We start from the raw sequence: 19832 nt of genomic DNA on the forward strand, positions 1-19832 counted from the left end.
ACGGGGTGCTGCTGCGCCCACCCGTGCCGCCCTGGGGGTACCTCCCAGGCCCTTAAGGCACTGGGGGAGGCACGACTGCCCGCAGCGGCGGCCTGCGACAGCTCAGCCGAGACGCGCCCGCACCCCCCGACACGTCCCCGACCCACCCTCATCGAGAAGGCGCAGGCCTCGCGGACAACCCCCACTCGGCCCTCCCGACCGGCGGCATCCCCCCGGCGCTCGTAGGCTCGGGTCATGTCAGAGGTGTACGCGGCCCGCCGGACGCGTCTGAGGGAATACTGCAACGCGGGCGGCAGCGCGGCGGCGCTGGTCTCCCGCCCCGCCAATGTGCGCTATCTCGCGGGCGCGGCCCCGCACGGCGCCGTTCTCCTGCTGGGCAAGACCGAGGACCTCCTGGTGTGTGCCGGCCCGATGGCCGACCGCCCCACACAGGAGCGCCCCGACGAGGCCCTGCGCGTACAGACCCTGCCCGGTGCCGGCGGCGGCGACCCGGCCGTCGCGGCCGCCGGCCTGGCCGCGCGCCAGGGCGCCGACTCCCTCGCCGTGGAGGAGCACCACCTCACCGTGGCCCGGCACCGGGCCCTCGGCTCGGTCGCCCCCCGGCTGCGCCTGGCCAACCTCGGCGGTGCCGTCGAGCAGCTCAGGGTCGTCAAGGACGAGGAGGAGATCTCCTGCCTCCGCATCGGCGCAGAGATCGCCGACCAGGCCCTCGGCGAACTCCTGGAGTCCATCCTCGTCGGGCGGACGGAGCGCCATCTCGCCCTGGAGCTCGAAAGGCGCCTCGTGGATCACGGGGCCGACGGCCCGGCCTTCCCCACCTCCGTCGCCACGGGGCCGAACGCCGGACGTCCCGGGCACCGGCCCACCGACCGGCGCGTCGAGGAGGGCGACTTCCTCTCGGTCTGCCTGGGCGCGACCTACCGCGGCTACCGCTGCGAGATCGGCCGTACGTTCGTCATCGGCACCGCCCCCGCGGACTGGCAGGTCGAGCTGTACGACCTGGTCTTCGCGGCGCAGCGCGCGGGACGTGAGAGCCTGGTACCCGGCGCCGCCTGCCGGGACGTCGACCGTGCCGCCCGCCAGGTCGTGGACTCCGCGGGGTACACCGAGGGCCTCACGGCGCTCACCGGACACGGGGTCGGGCTCGAAATCGACGAGGACCCTCAATTGAGTCCTGCGGCCATGGGTAAACTGGACGCTTGCGTGCCGGTCACCGTCGAGCCTGGGGTCCACCTCCCGGGCCGGGGCGGTGTCCGGATCGATGACACGCTCGTCGTCCGCCCAGAGGCGGATGGCGGACCCGAGCTACTCACCATCACGACCAAGGAGCTGCTCGCCCTGTAGGCAGGTGCGTGCCCCGGGGTCGTACGTCAGTCCAGGAGATTCCGCAACCGTGGCTTCCACGAACGACCTCAAGAACGGCATGGTGCTCAAGCTCGAAGGCGGCCAGCTCTGGTCCGTCGTCGAGTTCCAGCACGTCAAGCCCGGCAAGGGCCCGGCCTTCGTGCGCACCAAGCTCAAGAACGTGCTCTCCGGCAAGGTCGTCGACAAGACCTTCAACGCCGGCGTCAAGGTCGAAACGGCCACCGTCGACAAGCGGGACATGCAGTTCTCCTACATGGACGGCGAGTACTTCGTCTTCATGGACATGGAGACCTACGACCAGCTCATGGTCGACCGCAAGGCCGTCGCCGACGCCGCCAACTTCCTCGTCGAGGGCTTCACGGCCACGGTCGCCCAGCACGAGGGCGAGGTGCTCTTCGTCGAGCTGCCGGCCGCCGTCGAGCTGACCGTCCAGGAGACCGAGCCGGGCGTCCAGGGCGACCGCTCCACCGGCGGCACCAAGCCCGCCACGCTGGAGACCGGCCACCAGATCCAGGTCCCGCTCTTCATCACCACCGGTGAGAAGATCAAGGTCGACACCCGCACCAGCGACTACCTCGGCCGGGTGAACAGCTAACCGTGGCTGCCCGCAACACGGCCCGCAAGCGCGCCTTCCAGATCCTCTTCGAGGGCGACCAGCGCGGCGCCGAGGTCCTCACGGTCCTCGCCGACTGGGTCCGGCTCTCCCGGACCGACACCCGGCAGCCGCCGGTGAGCGAGTACACGATGGAGCTGGTCGAGGGCTACGCGCAGCACGCGAAGCGCATCGACGAGCTCATCGCCCAGTACTCGGTCGGCTGGACGCTCGACCGGATGCCGGTCGTCGACCGCAACATTCTGCGGCTCGGCGCCTATGAGCTGATCTGGGTCGACGAGACCCCGGACGCCGTCGTCCTCGACGAGATGGTGCAGCTGGCGAAGGAGTTCTCCACGGACGAGTCGCCCTCGTTCGTGAACGGCCTGCTCGGACGGCTGAAGGAGCTCAAGCCCTCGCTCCGCCGCGACGAGGTCTGAGAGACAGACAGACAGAACGCCGGAGGGCCCGCAGCAGCGTGACTGCCGCGGGCCCTCCGGCGTTCCCCTGCCGTCGAGGGCTGCCAGGCCCTCACAACGGCGCCGGGGTGGCCGAAACCCATATGGTTTCGGCCACCCCGGCGGCACGTTTCTGCTGACCCCTCGGCTGCTGCGGGGAGCGGTCAGCCCTCCTCGTGGGCCGCCACGGCGCGGCGCGCGTCCGCGTCCAGTACACCCCAGCTGATCAGCTGCTCGGTGAGGACCGAGGGCGACTGGTCGTAGATGACGGCGAGTGTGCGCAGGTCGTCCTGGCGGATCGAGAGGACCTTGCCGTTGTAGTCACCGCGCTGCGACTGGATCGTGGCCGCGTAGCGCTGAAGAGGGCCCGCCTTCTCGGCCGGCACCGTGGCCAGGCGCTCCAGGTCCAGGACCAGCTTCGGCGGCGGCTCGGCGGCGCCGCCCGGGGTCGTGCCCGGGAGCAGCTCCTGCACCGGAACGCCGTAGAAGTCCGCCAGCTCGGCGAGGCGCTGCACGGTCACGGCACGGTCGCCGCGCTCGTACGAACCGACCACGACCGCCTTCCAGCGTCCCTGGGACTTCTCCTCGACACCGTGGAGGGAAAGGCCCTGCTGGGTGCGGATCGCCCGGAGCTTGGCCCCGAGCTGTTTGGCGTATTCGCTGGACATATAGCTCCCCGGCACTGTGTCGACGCGTCTGGCGTGGGTGCCAGGCCGCGCGGCTGGTAACTCACTGTGAGGTTACGCAGCGTTACTCTGCCGCGTCAAGCCGAATGGTCCGCACCGACGCTTCCGTGGTATCGGCACTCCGTTGGGCCGAGTGGGTGATCCGAGGGGGCCGTCCGGGCGACGGCGAGGGCCTGCTACCGTGGATGGCGCAATCCCGACGTCCTTTAAGGTCCGTCCCGTGAGGCGGAGAAGGAGGTCCGTTTCGTATGGACACGCACGACTCGCAGTCCGATGCCCGGCCCGTTCTCGAAGGGCCCGACATCGCGCGGGTACTGACCCGCATCGCCCACGAGATCGTCGAACGCGCCAAAGGCGCCGACGACGTGGTGCTCCTCGGCATTCCGACCCGGGGCGTCTTCCTCGCCCGGCGGATCGCCGACAAGCTCGAGCAGATCACCGAGCGCAAGGTTCCGTGCGGCTCGCTCGACATCACCATGTACCGCGACGACCTGCGCATGCACCCGCCGCGTGCGCTGGCCCGCACCGAGATCCCCGGTGACGGCATCGACGGCAGGCTGGTCGTCCTCGTCGACGACGTCCTCTTCTCCGGCCGCACCATCCGCGCCGCCCTCGACGCCATGAACGACATCGGGCGCCCGCGCGCGGTGCAGCTCGCCGTCCTCGTCGACCGCGGTCACCGCGAACTGCCCATCCGCGCCGACTACGTCGGCAAGAACCTCCCCACGTCGTTGCGGGAGACGGTCAAGGTCCAGCTCGCCGAGGAGGACGGTCGCGACACCGTGCTGCTCGGTGCCAAGCCGGCCGCCCAGTAGCGCTTCAGGCGTACGCCCCTGTCGTGCGCCGGCTCAGTGCGCGCCCTCGCGCGCCCGTCTGCCCCGATTCTCCCGTTTGAACTGCCTTACGGAGCCTGACAGATGCAGCGTCATCTCATCTCGGCCGCCGACCTCACCCGCGACGACGCCGTCCTGATCCTCGACACCGCCGAGGAGATGGCCCGGGTCGCCGACCGGCCGATCAAGAAGCTGCCGACCCTGCGCGGCCGCACGATCGTCAACCTCTTCTTCGAGGACTCCACCCGGACCCGGATCTCCTTCGAGGCCGCCGAGAAGCGCCTCTCCGCGGACGTCATCAACTTCTCCGCCAAGGGGTCGAGCGTCTCCAAGGGCGAGTCCCTGAAGGACACGGCCCAGACGCTGGAAGCCATGGGCGTCGACGCCGTCGTCATACGGCACGGCGCCTCGGGAGCCCCGTACCGGCTGGCGAACTCCGGCTGGATCGACGCGGTCGTCGTCAACGCCGGCGACGGCACCCATCAGCACCCCACCCAGGCCCTGCTGGACGCCTTCACCATGCGCCGCCGCCTGATCGGCCCGGACGCCGGGATCGGCCAGGACCTCGACGGCAAGCGCATCACGATCGTCGGTGACGTCCTGCACAGCAGGGTCGCCCGCTCCAACGTCGACCTGCTGCACACCCTCGGCGCCGAGGTCACCCTCGTCGCCCCGCCGACCCTGCTGCCGGTCGGCATCGAGACCTGGCCCTGCGAGGTGTCGTACGACCTCGACAGCACGCTGCCCAAGTCCGACGCGGTGATGATGCTGCGCGTGCAGCGAGAGCGCATGAACGCCGCCTTCTTCCCGACCGAGCGCGAGTACTCCCGCCGCTACGGCCTCGACGGCGACCGCATGGCGCGGATGCCCGAGCACGCCGTCGTGATGCACCCCGGCCCGATGGTCCGCGGCATGGAGATCACCGCCGAGGTCGCCGACTCCGACCGCTGCACCGTCGTCGAGCAGGTGGCGAACGGGGTGTCCATCCGGATGGCCGTTCTGTACCTGCTGCTCGGTGGCAACGAGCCCGCCGTCACCCACCCCCGTACCGAGGAGAAGTAAGACAGATGAGCAAGATCCTGATCCGTGGTGCGAAGGTGCTCGGCGGCGAGCCGCAGGATGTGCTGATCGACGGCGGGACCATCGCCGAGGTGGGCGCCGGTCTCAGCGCCGAGGGCGCCGAGGTCGTCGAGGCCGAGGGCAAGGTGCTGCTGCCGGGCCTGGTCGACCTGCACACGCATCTGCGCGAGCCGGGCCGTGAGGACTCCGAGACCGTCCTGACCGGTACGCGCGCCGCGGCCTCCGGCGGCTACACCACCGTGTTCGCCATGGCCAACACCTTCCCGGTCGCCGACACCGCCGGTGTCGTCGAGCAGGTCTGGCGGCTCGGCAAGGAGCACGGCTACTGCGACGTCCAGCCCATCGGTGCCGTCACCGTCGGACTGGAGGGCCGCAAGCTCGCCGAGCTGGGCGCCATGTACGAGTCGGCCGCCGGGGTCACCGTCTTCTCCGACGACGGCAAGTGCGTCCACGACGCAGTGATCATGCGGCGGGCCCTGGAGTACGTGAAGGCCTTCGGCGGTGTCGTCGCGCAGCACGCGCAGGAGCCGCGGCTGACCGAGGGCGCCGAGATGAACGAGGGCGTGGTCTCCGCCGAGCTGGGGCTCGGCGGCTGGCCCGCGGTGGCCGAAGAATCGATCATCGCCCGGGATGTCCTGCTCGCCGAGCACGTCGGCTCCCGCGTCCACATCTGCCACCTGTCGACCGCCGGGTCCGTCGAGATCGTCCGCTGGGCCAAGTCCCGCGGCATCGCCGTCACCGCCGAGGTCACCCCGCACCACCTGCTCCTCACCGACGAGCTGGTCCGCACGTACAACCCCGTCTACAAGGTCAACCCGCCGCTGCGCACCGAGCGCGACGTGATGGCCCTGCGCGAGGCGCTCGCAGACGGCACGATCGACATCGTCGCCACCGACCACGCCCCGCATCCGCACGAGGACAAGGACTGCGAGTGGGCCGCGGCCGCCATGGGCATGGTCGGCCTGGAGACCGCGTTGTCAGTGGTGCAGGAGACCATGGTCGACACGGGTCTGCTGGACTGGGCCGGCGTCGCCGACCGGATGTCCGTCAAGCCCGCGCAGATCGGACAGGCCACGGGCCACGGCCGTCCCGTCTCGGCAGGTGAGCCCGCCAACCTCACCCTGGTCGACACGGCATACCGTGGGCTCGTGGAACCCGCGGGCTTCGCCTCGCGCAGCCGCAACACCCCCTACGAGGGGCGTGAGCTGCCGGGCCGTGTGACGCACACGTGGCTGCGGGGCAAGGCCACGCTCGTCGACGGGAAGCTCACGTGACACCTGTACTGCTGCTGGCCGCCGAGAAGGAATCGGCGCAAGTGACCGAGTGGGCCGCCCGCATCGGCTGGGTCGTCGGCCTCGCCCTGTTCGTCGCGCTCGTCTACTGGCTGATGCGCGAGGGCTGGAAGTGGCGCGGCACCCTCCAGGGCGACCTGCCCGAGTTGCCCGTCACCCCGGACGAGACGGGCCCCGAGCGCCTGACGATGAGCGGCCGCTACCACGGCTCCACCACGGCCGGGCAGTGGCTCGACCGCATCGTCGCGCACGGCCTGGGCACCCGCAGCCGCGCCGAGCTGACGCTGACGGACGCCGGACTGGACGTCGTACGCCCCGGGGCGAGCGACTTCTTCGTCCCGGCCGCACAGCTGCGCGAGGCCCGGCTCGACAAGGGCATCGCCGGCAAGGTGCTCACCGAGGGCGGCCTGCTCGTCGTCACCTGGGAGCACGGCGACCGGCTGATCGACTCCGGCTTCCGCTCCGACCACGCGGCCGAGCACAACGAGTGGGTCGACACCATCAACTCCATGATCGAAACGAACAGCAGGGAAGGCGCCGAACGATGACCACCTCCACCAGGGGAGCCGCCAAAACTCCCGCCGTACTCGTCCTGGAGGACGGCCGGGTCTTCCGCGGCCGTGCCTACGGGGCCGTGGGGGAGACCTTCGGCGAAGCGGTGTTCTCCACCGGCATGACCGGCTACCAGGAGACCCTCACCGACCCCTCGTACCACCGCCAGGTCGTGGTGATGACCGCCCCGCACGTCGGCAACACCGGCGTCAACGACGAGGACCCCGAGTCCAAGCGCATCTGGGTCTCCGGGTACGTCGTGCGCGACCCCGCGCGCGTGCCGTCCAACTGGCGCTCGCGGCGCTCGCTGGACGAGGAGCTGGCGGCGCAGGGCGTCGTCGGCATCTCCGGCATCGACACCCGCGCCCTCACGCGCCACCTGCGCGAGCGCGGCGCCATGCGTGTCGGCATCTTCAGCGGCGACGCGGTCAAGGACGACAGCGCACTCCTCGCGCGCGTGCAGGAAGCCCCGCAGATGAAGGGCGCGAACCTCTCCGCCGAGGTCGCCACCACCGAGCCGTACGTCGTCCCGGCGATCGGCGAGAAGAAGTTCACCGTCGCCGCCGTCGACCTCGGCATCAAGGGCATGACCCCGCACCGCATGGCCGAGCGCGGCATCGAGGTGCACGTGCTCCCGGCGACCGCGACCGTCGAGGACGTCTACGCGGTGAACCCGGACGGCGTGTTCTTCTCCAACGGCCCCGGCGACCCCGCCACCGCCGACCACCCCGTCTCCGTGATGCAGGGCGTCCTGGAGCGCGGCACGCCGCTGTTCGGCATCTGCTTCGGCAACCAGATCCTGGGCCGCGCGCTCGGCTTCGGCACCTACAAGCTGAAGTACGGCCACCGCGGCATCAACCAGCCCGTGCAGGACCGCACGACCGGCAAGGTCGAGGTCACCGCGCACAACCACGGCTTCGCCGTCGACGCCCCGCTCGAGAAGGTCTCCGAGACCCCGTTCGGCCGCGCCGAGGTGTCCCACGTCTGCCTGAACGACAACGTGGTGGAAGGGCTCCAGCTCCTCGACCGCCCCGCCTTCAGTGTCCAGTACCACCCCGAAGCGGCAGCCGGCCCGCACGACGCCGCCTACCTGTTCGACCGCTTCGTTTCCCTGATGGAGGGCCAGCGTGCCTAAGCGCACCGATATCCAGTCCGTCCTGGTCATCGGCTCCGGCCCGATCGTCATCGGCCAGGCCGCCGAGTTCGACTACTCCGGCACCCAGGCGTGCCGCGTCCTGAAGGCCGAGGGCCTGCGGGTCGTCCTGGTGAACTCCAACCCTGCGACGATCATGACCGACCCGGAGATCGCCGACGCCACCTACGTCGAGCCCATCACCCCCGAGTTCGTCGAGAAGATCATCGCCAAGGAGCGCCCGGACGCGCTGCTGCCCACCCTGGGCGGCCAGACGGCCCTCAACACCGCGATCTCGCTGCACGAGTCGGGGACGCTCGACAAGTACGGCGTCGAGCTGATCGGCGCCAACGTCGAGGCGATCCACAAGGGCGAGGACCGCGACCAGTTCAAGGAGGTCGTGGAGGAGGTCCGCAAGAAGATCGGCCACGGCGAGTCCGCCCGGTCCTACATCTGCCACTCCATGGACGACGTCCTCAGGGGCGTCGAGGAGCTCGGCGGCTACCCGGTCGTCGTCCGTCCGTCCTTCACCATGGGCGGCGCCGGTTCCGGCTTCGCCCACGACGAGGAGGAACTGCGCCGCATCGCCGGCCAGGGCCTCACGCTCTCCCCGACCACCGAGGTGCTCCTGGAGGAGTCCATCCTCGGCTGGAAGGAGTACGAGCTGGAGCTGATGCGCGACAAGCACGACAACGTCGTGGTCGTCTGCTCCATCGAGAACTTCGACCCCATGGGCGTGCACACCGGCGACTCCATCACCGTCGCCCCGGCGATGACGCTCACCGACCGCGAGTACCAGACGCTCCGCGACATCGGCATCGCCGTGATCCGCGAGGTCGGCGTCGACACCGGCGGCTGCAACATCCAGTTCGCCGTGAACCCCGAGGACGGCCGGGTCATCGTCATCGAGATGAACCCGCGCGTGTCGCGCTCCTCGGCGCTCGCCTCCAAGGCCACCGGCTTCCCGATCGCCAAGATCGCCGCCAAGCTCGCCGTCGGCTACACGCTGGACGAGATCCCGAACGACATCACGCAGGAGACCCCGGCCTCCTTCGAGCCGACGCTCGACTACGTGGTCGTGAAGGCCCCGCGCTTCGCCTTCGAGAAGTTCCCGAGCGCGGACTCCACCCTCACCACCACCATGAAGTCGGTCGGCGAGGCCATGGCCATCGGCCGCAACTTCACCGAGGCCTTCCAGAAGGCCCTGCGCTCGCTGGAGAAGAAGGGCAGCCAGTTCACCTTCGTCGGCGACCCCGGCGACAAGGACGAGCTGCTCCGTGAGGCGGTCCGCCCCACCGACGGCCGGATCAACGCGGTCATGCAGGCCATCCGCGCGGGCGCCACGCCCGAGGAGGTCTTCGAGTACACGAAGATCGACCCCTGGTTCGTCGATCAGCTCTTCCTGATCAAGGAGATCGCGGACGAGCTGGCCGAGGCGCCCGAGCTCACGCCCGGCCTGCTCGCCGAGGCCAAGCGGCACGGCTTCTCCGACACGCAGATCGGCGAGATCCGCGGCCTGCGCGAGGACGTCGTCCGCGAGGTCCGGCACGCGCTCGGCGTCCGCCCGGTCTACAAGACGGTCGACACCTGCGCCGCCGAGTTCGCCGCCAAGACGCCGTACTTCTACTCCTCCTACGACGAGGAGACCGAGGTCGCGCCCCGCGAGAAGCCGGCCGTCATCATCCTGGGCTCCGGCCCGAACCGCATCGGCCAGGGCATCGAGTTCGACTACTCCTGCGTCCACGCCTCCTTCGCGCTGAGCGACGCGGGCTACGAGACGGTGATGGTCAACTGCAACCCCGAGACCGTCTCCACGGACTACGACACCTCCGACCGCCTGTACTTCGAGCCGCTGACGCTCGAGGACGTGCTGGAGATCGTCCACGCCGAGCAGCAGGCCGGCCCGGTCGCGGGCGTCGTCGTCCAGCTCGGCGGCCAGACCCCGCTGGGCCTGTCGCAGGCGCTGAAGGACAACGGAGTGCCGATCGTCGGCACCTCCCCGGAGGCCATCCACGCCGCCGAGGACCGAGGCGCCTTCGGCCGGGTCCTGAAGGAGGCCGGCCTCCCGGCCCCCAAGCACGGCACGGCCACCACCTTCGCCGAGGCCAAGGCCATCGCCGACGAGATCGGCTACCCGGTCCTGGTGCGTCCCTCGTACGTCCTCGGCGGGCGCGGCATGGAGATCGTCTACGACGAGACCCGCCTGGAGGCGTACATCGCCGAGTCGACGGAGATCAGCCCGTCCCGTCCGGTCCTGGTCGACCGGTTCCTGGACGACGCGATCGAGATCGACGTCGACGCGCTCTACGACGGTCAGGAGCTGTACCTCGGCGGCGTCATGGAGCACATCGAGGAGGCCGGCATCCACTCCGGCGACTCGGCGTGCGCCCTGCCCCCGATCACGCTCGGCGGCTTCGACATCAAGCGCCTGCGCGCCTCCACGGAGGGCATCGCCAAGGGCGTCGGGGTGCGCGGCCTGATCAACATCCAGTTCGCGCTGGCGGGCGACATCCTCTACGTCCTGGAGGCCAATCCGCGCGCCTCGCGCACCGTCCCCTTCACCTCGAAGGCGACCGCGGTGCCGCTGGCGAAGGCCGCCGCCCGGATCTCCCTGGGCGCGACCATCGCCGAACTGCGCGCCGAGGGCCTGCTCCCGGCCACCGGCGACGGCGGCGAGCTGCCCTTCGACGCGCCGATCTCCGTCAAGGAGGCCGTCATGCCGTGGTCGCGCTTCCGCGACATCCACGGCCGCGGCGTCGACACGGTCCTCGGCCCGGAGATGCGCTCCACCGGCGAGGTCATGGGCATCGACTCCGTCTTCGGCACGGCGTACGCCAAGTCGCAGGCGGGCGCCTACGGCCCGCTGCCCACCAAGGGCCGGGCGTTCATCTCGGTCGCCAACCGCGACAAGCGCTCGATGATCTTCCCGGCGCGGGAGCTGGTCGCGCACGGCTTCGAGCTGCTCGCCACCTCCGGCACGGCCGAGGTCCTCAAGCGCAACGGCATCAACGCCACCATCGTGCGCAAGCAGTCCGAGGGCACCGGCCCGAACGGCGAGAAGACCATCGTCCAGCTCATCCACGACGGCGAGGTCGACCTCATCGTCAACACCCCGTACGGCACCGGTGGCCGCCTCGACGGCTACGACATCCGCACGGCGGCCGTGGCACGCTCCGTGCCCTGCCTGACGACGGTCCAGGCGCTCGCGGCGGCGGTCCAGGGCATCGACGCCCTCAACCGCGGCGACGTGGGCGTCCGATCGCTCCAGGAACACGCGGAACACCTGACCGCGGCCCGCGACTAGCAGCCCCGAGGGGGACACCGGAAACGGTGTCCCCCTCTTCGTGAGGACGCCATGTCTTCGTGAGGACACCATGTACAAGATCTTCTTCAGTCTGCTCTTCAAGCGGATGGACCCGGAGCAGGCCCACCACCTGGCCTTCCGCTGGATCCGCCTGGCCGCCCGCGTGCCCGTGCTGCGCACCTTCCTCGCCGCGGCCCTCGCGCCCCGCCACAAGGAACTGCGCACGGAGGCGTTCGGGCTGCGCATGCACGGCCCCTTCGGGCTCGCCGCGGGCTTCGACAAGAACGCCGTCGGCATCGACGGCATGGCCATGCTCGGCTTCGACCACGTCGAGATCGGCACGGTCACCGGCGAGCCGCAGCCCGGCAACCCCAAGCAGCGGCTGTTCCGCCTGGTCAAGGACCGGGCGCTGATCAACCGCATGGGCTTCAACAACGACGGATCGCTCCGCGTCGCCGCCCGCCTGGCCTCCCGGACGCCCGTCTTCAAAACCGTCGTCGGCGTCAACATCGGCAAGACCAAGGTCGTACCCGAGGAGGAGGCCGCCGCGGACTACGTGAAGTCCGCTGAGCGGCTCGCGCCCTACGCCGACTACCTCGTGGTCAACGTCTCCTCCCCGAACACGCCGGGTCTGCGCAACCTCCAGGCCACCCAGGCGCTGCGTCCCCTGCTGAGCGCCGTCCGCGAGGCCGCGGACCGCACGGTGGCCGCGCGACGCGTCCCGCTCCTGGTCAAGATCGCACCGGACCTCGCCGACGAGGACATCGACGCCGTCGCCGACCTCGCCGTGGAACTCGGCCTGGACGGGATCATCGCCACGAACACCACCATCGCGCGCGAGGGACTCGGGCTGGTGTCCGGCCCCGCCCTGGTCAAGGAGACCGGCGGCCTGTCCGGGGCGCCCCTGAAAGAACGCTCCCTGGAGGTCCTGCGCCGCCTCTACGCGCGCGTGGGCGACCGCATCACCCTGGTGGGCGTCGGGGGCGTCGAGAACGCCGAGGACGCCTGGCAGCGCATCCTGGCCGGTGCCACGCTGGTCCAGGGCTACAGCGGCTTCATCTACGAGGGGCCCTTCTACGCCCGCACCATCCACAAGGGACTCGCCGCGCGCCTGCGCACCAGCCCGTACGCCACGCTCGCCGACGCGGTGGGCGCCGACGTGAGGAAGACGGCATGAGTGGTCTCGAACCCTTCGGCGCCCGGCTGCGCCGCGCCATGGACGAGCGCGGCCCGCTCTGCGTCGGCATCGACCCGCACGCCTCCCTGCTCGCCGAGTGGGGCCTCAACGACGACGTGACGGGCCTGGAGCGGTTCAGCCGCACGGTCGTCGAGGCGGTGGCCGACCGGGTCGCCGTGCTCAAGCCGCAGAGCGCGTTCTTCGAGCGGTTCGGCTCGCGCGGCGTCGCCGTCCTGGAGACGTCGGTCGCCGAGGCGCGGGCGGCGGGTGCGCTCGTCGTGATGGACGCCAAGCGCGGCGACATCGGCTCGACCATGGCCGCGTACGCCGAGTCCTTCCTGCACAAGGACGCCCCGCTGTTCTCCGACGCGCTGACCGTCTCGCCCTACCTGGGCTACGGCTCGCTCAGCCCGGCCGTCGCGCTGGCCCGGGAGAGCGGGGCCGGGCTGTTCGTGCTGGCGCTGACCTCCAACCCGGAGGGCGGCGAGGTCCAGCACGCCGTGCGCTCCGACGGCCGCAGCGTCGGAGCGACCATGCTCGCGCACCTGGCCGCCGAGAACGCGGGGGAGGAGCCCCTGGGGTCCTTCGGCGCGGTCGTCGGCGCGACCCTCGGCGATCTGTCGGCGTACGACCTGGACATCAACGGCCCGCTCCTCGCGCCCGGCATCGGTGCCCAGGGGGCGACGCCGGCCGATCTTCCCCGGGTCTTCGGGGCGGCGGCGCGCAATGTCGTGCCCAACGTCAGCCGGGGAGTGCTACGCCACGGTCCCGACGCGGTCGCGTTGCGTGACGCCGCGGAACGCTTCGCGGAGGAGATCCGGGACGCCGTGACCTCCTCCTGACCTCCTGCCGGCCTCTTCCGGAGTCCTCCGATGAGTGGTCCGGGGTGCGCTTGAGCCTGAATACATCCTCAAATCCGGGGCAGTATGTCCTAAATGTCCGTTCAGATGAAGGCTGACCAGGACTTTTCCGCTGTTCTCGCTGACTCTGGCGGACTTGCCCGCTAGTCTCCGACGAGAGTGAACGGGCAAGCGTGTTGCTCGTGGCTCCCCAGGTGTGGGGCGACTAGGTTCCTCACCGGTCCGTATCCGACAGTTCGACATCCGAGGTGACGTAGGCGTGGCTCTTCCGCCCCTTACCCCTGAACAGCGCGCAGCCGCGCTCGAAAAGGCCGCCGCGGCTCGCCGGGAGCGGGCCGAGGTCAAGAATCGACTCAAGCACTCCGGCGCCTCTCTTCACGAGGTCATCAAGCAGGGCCAGGAGAACGACGTCATCGGCAAGATGAAGGTCTCCGCCCTCCTCGAGTCCCTGCCGGGCGTGGGCAAGGTCCGCGCCAAGCAGATCATGGAGCGACTCGGTATCTCCGAGAGCCGCCGCGTGCGGGGTCTCGGTTCCAACCAGATCGCCTCCCTTGAGCGTGAGTTCGGCAGCACCGGCTCCTGAACCGGGAACTGAAGGGGGAGTGAGTCCCGGGCACTCCGGGTTTGCTGGATAATCGCTGCATGGCTGCAACACCCCGGGGGACCACCCCCGTGCCCCCGGACGTACGTCCGCGGCTGACCGTGCTCTCCGGCCCCTCCGGGGTCGGCAAGAGCACGGTCGTCGCCCATATGCGCAAGGAACATCCCGAGGTCTGGCTCTCGGTGTCGGCGACGACCCGCAAGCCCCGCCCCGGCGAGAAGCATGGAGTCCACTACTTCTTCGTCACCGACGACGAGATGGACAAGCTGATCGCCAACGGCGAACTGCTGGAGTGGGCCGAGTTCGCGGGCAACCGCTACGGCACGCCGCGTGCGGCCGTGCAGGAGCGCCTGGAGAAGGGCGAGCCCGTACTCCTCGAGATCGACCTCCAGGGCGCCCGGCTGGTCCGGGAGTCGATGCCCGAGGCCCAGCTGGTGTTCCTGGCTCCCCCCTCCTGGGAGGAGCTCGTGCGCAGACTCACCGGGCGGGGCACCGAACCGCCCGAGGTCATCGAGCGCCGGCTCGATGCGGCGAAGATCGAACTGGCCGCCGAGCCCGAGTTCGACACGACCCTGGTCAACACCTCCGTCGAGGACGTGGCTCGCGAGCTGCTAGCCTTGATGGACGTGGTGTGACCATCGTTGATCGTTCCAGGGTCTCGCTGATCATCCCGACAGAATCTTTCCCATCCATCGGAAGGTAGAGCGTGTCCTCTTCCATCTCCGCGCCCGAGGGCATCATCAACCCGCCGATCGACGAGCTCCTCGAGGCCACCGACTCGAAGTACAGCCTCGTGATCTACGCGGCCAAGCGGGCCCGCCAGATCAACGCGTACTACTCGCAGCTCGGCGAGGGTCTCCTCGAGTACGTCGGTCCTCTCGTCGACACCCACGTCCACGAGAAGCCGCTCTCGATCGCCCTTCGCGAGATCAACGCGGGGCTGCTGACGTCCGAGGCCGTCGAGGGCCCGGCGCAGTAAGTACTATTTGCAGCTTGACGCTGACTTTTCCACAGGCCCGGCAGGCCGACTGCCGGGCCTGTGGTGTGTCATGGAGTCGTACGGTAGGCCGGTTGCCGAGGTCCGGGGAGAGACGTGGACAAGCCGAAGGTCGTTCTGGGGGTCAGTGGCGGCATCGCCGCGTACAAGGCCTGTGAGCTGCTGCGGCGGCTGACGGAGTCGGGCCATGACGTGCGCGTCGTCCCCACCGCCTCCGCGCTGCACTTCGTCGGCGCCGCCACCTGGTCCGCGCTCTCCGGAAATCCGGTCTCCACCGAGGTGTGGGACGAGGTGCACGAGGTCCCGCACGTCCGCATCGGACAGCACGCCGACCTGGTCGTCGTCGCCCCCGCCACCGCCGACATGCTCGCCAAGGCGGCCCACGGCCTCGCCGACGACCTCCTCACCAACACCCTGCTCACCGCCCGCTGCCCGGTCGTCTTCGCCCCCGCCATGCACACGGAGATGTGGGAGCACCCGGCCACCCAGGAGAACGTGGCGACGCTGCGCCGCCGCGGCGCCCGCGTCATCGAACCGGCCGTGGGCCGCCTCACCGGCGTCGACACCGGCAAGGGCCGGCTGCCCGACCCCGGCGAGATCTTCGAGATATGCCGCCGGGTGCTGGCCCGGGGCGGGACCGAGCCCGACCTGAAGGGCCGGCATGTCGTGGTCAGCGCCGGCGGCACCCGCGAGCCCCTGGACCCCGTCCGGTTCCTCGGCAACCGCTCCTCCGGCAAGCAGGGCTACGCCCTCGCCCGCACCGCGGCGGCCCGCGGCGCCCGCGTCACGCTGATCGCGGCCAACAGCGCCCTGCCCGACCCGGCCGGCGTGGACGTCGTGCCTGTGGGCACCGCCGTGCAGCTGCGCGAGGCGGTGCTGCGGGCCTCCGCCGACGCCGACGCGGTGGTCATGGCGGCGGCGGTGGCGGACTTCCGCCCGGCGGTGTACGCGGCCGGGAAGATCAAGAAGAAGGACGGCCAGGAGCCGGAGCCGATCACCCTGGTGCGGAATCCGGACATCCTCGCGGAGATCTCCACCGAGCGCGCCCGCCCCGGGCAGGTGATCGTCGGCTTCGCGGCGGAGACCGACGACGTGCTCGCCAATGGCCGCGCGAAACTGAAGCGCAAGGGCTGCGATCTGCTGGTGGTGAACGAGGTCGGCGAGAGCAGAACCTTCGGTTCTGAGGAGAACGAGGCCGTTGTGCTCGGCACCGACGGCAGTGAGACCGCGGTGCCGCACGGCCCCAAGGAAGCCCTGGCCGAGACCGTGTGGGACCTGGTGGTCGAGCGCCTCCGCTGATGTTTCAGTCGCCCTGCGACACGGTGAAACCCGGCCGATCGGGGCGTGGCGCCTCTGGCCAACGCAGCTCGGCATTGGGCAGAATGCCCGTGCCGCAGGTCACAGCACTTCCGAGTGGCGAGACAGGGGGGCCGTGGCCGAAGCGTGACCGATAAACTGTTCCACGGACGGCGCCGGGTGCAGCCCCCGCCGTCCGCCAATGATCAGCCAGCAGCCGCTGCAACCCCAGGGAGCGTTGTGTCCCGTCGTCTGTTCACCTCGGAGTCCGTGACCGAGGGTCACCCCGACAAGATCGCTGACCAGATCAGCGACACCATTCTCGACGCGCTGCTCCGCGAGGACCCGACCTCCCGGGTCGCCGTCGAGACCTTGATCACGACCGGCCTGGTGCACGTGGCCGGCGAGGTCACCACCAAGACGTACGCGGACATCGCGACGCTGGTCCGGAGCAAGATCCTCGAAATCGGCTACGACTCCTCGAAGAAGGGCTTCGACGGCGCCTCCTGCGGTGTCTCGGTGTCGATCGGCGCGCAGTCCCCGGACATCGCCCAGGGCGTGGACACGGCGTACGAGTCCCGTGTCGAGGGCGACGAGGACGAGCTCGACAAGCAGGGCGCGGGCGACCAGGGCCTGATGTTCGGCTACGCGACGGACGAGACGCCGACGCTGATGCCGCTGCCCATCTTCCTGGCCCACCGCCTGTCGAAGCGTCTGTCCGACGTGCGCAAGAACGGCACGATCCCCTACCTGCGCCCGGACGGCAAGACGCAGGTCACCATCGAGTACGACGGCGACAAGGCGGTCCGCCTGGACACCGTCGTGGTCTCCTCGCAGCACGCCTCCGACATCGACCTGGACTCGCTCCTGGCTCCGGACATCAAGGAGTTCGTCGTCGACCCGGAGCTCAAGGCGCTGCTCGACGAGGGCATCAAGATCGACACGGAGAACTACCGCCTCCTGGTCAACCCCACCGGCCGCTTCGAGATCGGCGGCCCGATGGGTGACGCCGGCCTGACCGGCCGCAAGATCATCATCGACACCTACGGCGGCATGGCCCGTCACGGCGGCGGTGCCTTCTCGGGCAAGGACCCGTCCAAGGTCGACCGCTCCGCGGCGTACGCGATGCGCTGGGTCGCCAAGAACGTGGTCGCCGCGGGTCTCGCCACCCGCTGCGAGGTCCAGGTGGCGTACGCCATCGGCAAGGCCGAGCCGGTCGGTCTGTTCGTCGAGACCTTCGGCACCGCCAAGGTCGACACGGAGAAGATCGAGAAGGCGATCGACGAGGTCTTCGACCTCCGCCCGGCCGCCATCATCCGCGACCTCGACCTGCTCCGCCCGATCTACTCCCAGACGGCGGCCTACGGCCACTTCGGCCGCGAGCTTCCCGAGTTCACCTGGGAGCGGACGGACCGCGTGGACGCGCTGCGCAAGGCCGTGGGTCTGTAGGTCCCCACAGGACGGCGGGGCCGCGGGCCCCCGACGCCGCCGCGGTACCTCGCGAGGCCCGGCACCCTTCGGGGCGCCGGGCCTCGTCGTGCGTCCGCTGTGCGGGCGGCGGGTACTCGGGGCCCGCCGGATGTCAGTGGCGTTTGGTAAGAATGCAAGCGTGAGCAGCGAGAACGAACAGGCGGGCGGCGGCGCGGAGGGTGCGCCGCCCGAGCAGCTCGCGCTCATCCGGGAGAGTGTGCGGGGGGCCAAGAAGCCCCGGGCCAAGCCGCGGACCTGGCGGGGGGCCGCGCTCGCCAAGGAGCTGCCCGTCGCGCGGGTGCTCGTCGACAAGGGCGTGCTCCATCTCGACCGGTACTTCGACTACGCCGTGCCCGAGGAACTGGACGAGCAGGCCCAGCCCGGCGTGCGGGTGCGGGTGCGGTTCGGAGCGGGGCGGCACCGGGTGCGGGACGGGCGGCGCGAGGGCGGCGGGCTGATCGACGGGTTCCTCGTCGAGCGGCTGCCCGAGTCCGACTACTCCGGGCCGCTGGCCGCCCTCGCCCAGGTCGTGTCGTCCGAGCGGGTGCTGAGCGAGGAACTGCTCGGGCTGGCCCGGGCGGTCGCCGACCGGTACGCGGGCAGCCTCGCCGACGTGCTGCAACTCGCGGTGCCGCCGCGCAACGCCCGGGCCGAGCAGCGCGCCTCGCCCGCACCGCTGCCGCCGCCCCCGGCGCCCGGGGCGGGCTCCTGGCAGCGGTACGAGCAGGGGGCGGCCTTCCTGGAGTCGCTGGCCTCGGGCGGTGCGCCACGGGCCGTGTGGAACGCACTGCCCGGTCCGGAGTGGAGCGAGGAGCTGGCCCGGGCCGTCGGGGCGGCGCTGGCCTCCGGCCGCGGGGCGCTCGTGGTCCTGCCCGACGGGCGGGCGGTCGCGCGGGTCGACGCCGCCCTGACCGCCCTGCTGGGGGAGGGGCGGCACGCGGTGCTCACCGCCGACGCGGGACCCGAGAAGCGGTACGCGCAGTGGCTCGCGGTCCGGCGGGGCTCCGTCCGGGCCGTGATCGGGACCCGGGCCGCGATGTTCGCACCGGTCCAGGACCTCGGGCTGGTCGCCATCTGGGACGACGGAGACGACAGCCACAGCGAGCAGCACGCCCCTCAGCCCCACGCACGGGAGGTGCTGCTGCTGCGGGCCGCCCAGGACAAGTGCGGCTTCCTGCTGGGCAGCTGGGGCTGCACGGTGGAGGCCGCGCAGCTCGTCGAGAGCGGATGGGCGCGCCCGCTGGTCGCCGGGCGTGACCAGGTGCGCGCCACCGCCCCGCTCGTCCGCACCGTCGGGGACGGGGACCTCGCACGGGACGAGGCCGCCCGGGCCGCCCGGCTGCCGACCCTCGCCTGGCAGGTGGTCAGGGAGGGTCTGCGGCACGGCCCGGTGCTGGTGCAGGTGCCCCGGCGGGGATACGTGCCGCGCATGGCGTGCGCCAACTGCCGGGCGCCCGCGCGGTGCCGGCACTGCTCCGGGCCGCTGGAGACGCGGGACGGCGGCGCGTTGTGCTGCGGGTGGTGCGGCCGTGAGGAGAGCGGCTGGCACTGCCCGGAGTGCGGCGCCTTCCGGCTGCGCGCGTCGGTGGTGGGCGCCCGGCGGACCGCCGAGGAACTCGGACGGGCCTTCCCCGCGGTGCCGGTGCGGACCTCGGGTCGTGAACACGTGCTCGACACGGTGCCGGCGGCACCCGCGCTGGTGGTGAGTACGCCGGGAGCCGAGCCCGTCGCCGAGGGCGGGTATGCGGCGGCGCTGCTGCTGGACGGGTGGGCGATGCTCGGGCGGCCCGATCTACGGGCCGGGGAGGACGCGCTGCGGCGGTGGATCGCGGCCGGGGCGCTCGTCCGGCCGCAGCCGGCCGGCGGCACGGTGGTGGTCGTGGCCGAGCCGACGCTGCGGCCCGTCCAGGCGCTCGTACGGTGGGACCCCGTCGGTCACGCGCTACGGGAACTCGCCGAGCGGGCCGAGCTGGGGTTTCCGCCGGTGTCGCGGATGGCGGCCGTGTCGGGACCGGCGGAGGCGGTGGCCGAGTTTCTCCGTGCGGCCGAACTGCCGCCGGAGGCCGAGGTGCTGGGGCCGGTGCCGTTGCCCGTCCCCGCGGCGGGGCGACCGCGGCGGGCGGGGGCGCCGCCGCCC

The 19832-nt window shown here is 71.0% G+C and carries 18 protein-coding genes; 17 read left to right on the forward strand and 1 reads right to left on the reverse strand.

Annotated elements, in window-relative coordinates; translation table 11 throughout:
- Positions 1-234: 234 nt before the first annotated feature.
- The 3 genes from CCL05_RS21665 to nusB are packed head-to-tail and all read left to right on the forward strand — an operon-like array spanning position 235 to position 2397.
- Positions 235-1344, forward strand: coding sequence for an aminopeptidase P family protein (locus tag CCL05_RS21665; RefSeq protein WP_086562145.1), 1110 nt, complete (start codon positions 235-237; stop codon positions 1342-1344).
- Positions 1345-1393: 49 nt separating this feature from the next.
- Positions 1394-1960 (forward strand): elongation factor P, encoded by a 567-nt coding sequence (efp, locus tag CCL05_RS21670; RefSeq protein WP_086562146.1) that lies wholly within the window; start codon positions 1394-1396, stop codon positions 1958-1960.
- 2 nt (positions 1961-1962) lie between these two features.
- Positions 1963-2397, forward strand: coding sequence for a transcription antitermination factor NusB (gene nusB / locus CCL05_RS21675; protein ID WP_086562147.1), 435 nt, complete (start codon positions 1963-1965; stop codon positions 2395-2397).
- Positions 2398-2579: 182 nt separating this feature from the next.
- On the opposite strand, the gene bldD is transcribed toward nusB, so the two are convergent.
- The gene (gene bldD, locus CCL05_RS21680; RefSeq protein ID WP_086562148.1) at positions 2580-3083 is read right to left on the reverse strand and encodes a transcriptional regulator BldD; all 504 of its coding nucleotides are present in this window, start codon (positions 3081-3083) and stop codon (positions 2580-2582) included.
- A gap of 266 nt (positions 3084-3349) precedes the next feature.
- Here bldD and pyrR point away from each other — a divergent pair, with 266 nt between their 5' ends.
- The 14 genes from pyrR to CCL05_RS21750 form a co-directional block, all read left to right on the forward strand.
- Positions 3350-3916 (forward strand): bifunctional pyr operon transcriptional regulator/uracil phosphoribosyltransferase PyrR, encoded by a 567-nt coding sequence (gene pyrR, locus CCL05_RS21685; RefSeq protein ID WP_086562149.1) that lies wholly within the window; start codon positions 3350-3352, stop codon positions 3914-3916.
- Positions 3917-4018: 102 nt separating this feature from the next.
- The gene (locus CCL05_RS21690; protein ID WP_086562150.1) at positions 4019-4996 is read left to right on the forward strand and encodes an aspartate carbamoyltransferase catalytic subunit; all 978 of its coding nucleotides are present in this window, start codon (positions 4019-4021) and stop codon (positions 4994-4996) included.
- 5 nt (positions 4997-5001) lie between these two features.
- Positions 5002-6288 (forward strand): dihydroorotase, encoded by a 1287-nt coding sequence (locus tag CCL05_RS21695; RefSeq protein WP_086562151.1) that lies wholly within the window; start codon positions 5002-5004, stop codon positions 6286-6288.
- Positions 6285-6854, forward strand: coding sequence for a PH-like domain-containing protein (locus CCL05_RS21700; protein WP_086562152.1), 570 nt, complete (start codon positions 6285-6287; stop codon positions 6852-6854). Before CCL05_RS21695 ends, CCL05_RS21700 begins: the two co-directional genes overlap by 4 nt.
- Positions 6851-7993: a glutamine-hydrolyzing carbamoyl-phosphate synthase small subunit gene (carA, locus tag CCL05_RS21705; protein WP_086562153.1), complete on the forward strand. Its 1143-nt coding sequence runs from the start codon at positions 6851-6853 to the stop codon at positions 7991-7993. Before CCL05_RS21700 ends, carA begins: the two co-directional genes overlap by 4 nt.
- Positions 7986-11294: a carbamoyl-phosphate synthase large subunit gene (gene carB / locus CCL05_RS21710; protein ID WP_086562154.1), complete on the forward strand. Its 3309-nt coding sequence runs from the start codon at positions 7986-7988 to the stop codon at positions 11292-11294. The genes carA and carB overlap by 8 nt, the downstream gene beginning before the upstream one ends.
- Before the next feature lie 70 nt (positions 11295-11364).
- Positions 11365-12471 carry a quinone-dependent dihydroorotate dehydrogenase gene (locus CCL05_RS21715; protein WP_086562155.1) on the forward strand — a complete coding sequence of 369 codons (1107 nt, stop codon included), beginning with the start codon at positions 11365-11367 and terminating at the stop codon, positions 12469-12471.
- A complete protein-coding gene (gene pyrF / locus CCL05_RS21720) occupies positions 12468-13313 on the forward strand; it encodes an orotidine-5'-phosphate decarboxylase (RefSeq protein ID WP_086562156.1) in 846 nt (281 codons plus the stop codon). The genes CCL05_RS21715 and pyrF overlap by 4 nt, the downstream gene beginning before the upstream one ends.
- Positions 13314-13590: 277 nt before the next feature.
- Positions 13591-13914, forward strand: a complete 324-nt coding sequence (locus CCL05_RS21725; protein WP_003977346.1) for an integration host factor — start codon at positions 13591-13593, stop codon at positions 13912-13914.
- 59 nt (positions 13915-13973) lie between these two features.
- Complete coding sequence (gene gmk, locus CCL05_RS21730) at positions 13974-14567, forward strand: guanylate kinase (RefSeq protein WP_086562157.1); 594 nt, start codon at positions 13974-13976, stop codon at positions 14565-14567.
- A 71-nt stretch (positions 14568-14638) separates the two neighbouring features.
- Positions 14639-14911, forward strand: a complete 273-nt coding sequence (gene rpoZ, locus CCL05_RS21735; protein WP_003988945.1) for a DNA-directed RNA polymerase subunit omega — start codon at positions 14639-14641, stop codon at positions 14909-14911.
- A 114-nt stretch (positions 14912-15025) separates the two neighbouring features.
- A complete protein-coding gene (gene coaBC, locus CCL05_RS21740) occupies positions 15026-16228 on the forward strand; it encodes a bifunctional phosphopantothenoylcysteine decarboxylase/phosphopantothenate--cysteine ligase CoaBC (RefSeq protein ID WP_086562158.1) in 1203 nt (400 codons plus the stop codon).
- A gap of 237 nt (positions 16229-16465) precedes the next feature.
- Positions 16466-17674, forward strand: coding sequence for a methionine adenosyltransferase (metK, locus tag CCL05_RS21745; RefSeq protein WP_086562159.1), 1209 nt, complete (start codon positions 16466-16468; stop codon positions 17672-17674).
- A gap of 160 nt (positions 17675-17834) precedes the next feature.
- Positions 17835-19832 (forward strand): primosomal protein N' (locus CCL05_RS21750; RefSeq protein ID WP_086562160.1); only part of this gene is annotated, 1998 nt, incomplete at its 3' end.

Source organism: Streptomyces africanus (assembly GCF_002150735.1).
In the GTDB taxonomy this organism is placed as follows: Bacteria; Actinomycetota; Actinomycetes; order Streptomycetales; family Streptomycetaceae; genus Streptomyces; species Streptomyces africanus.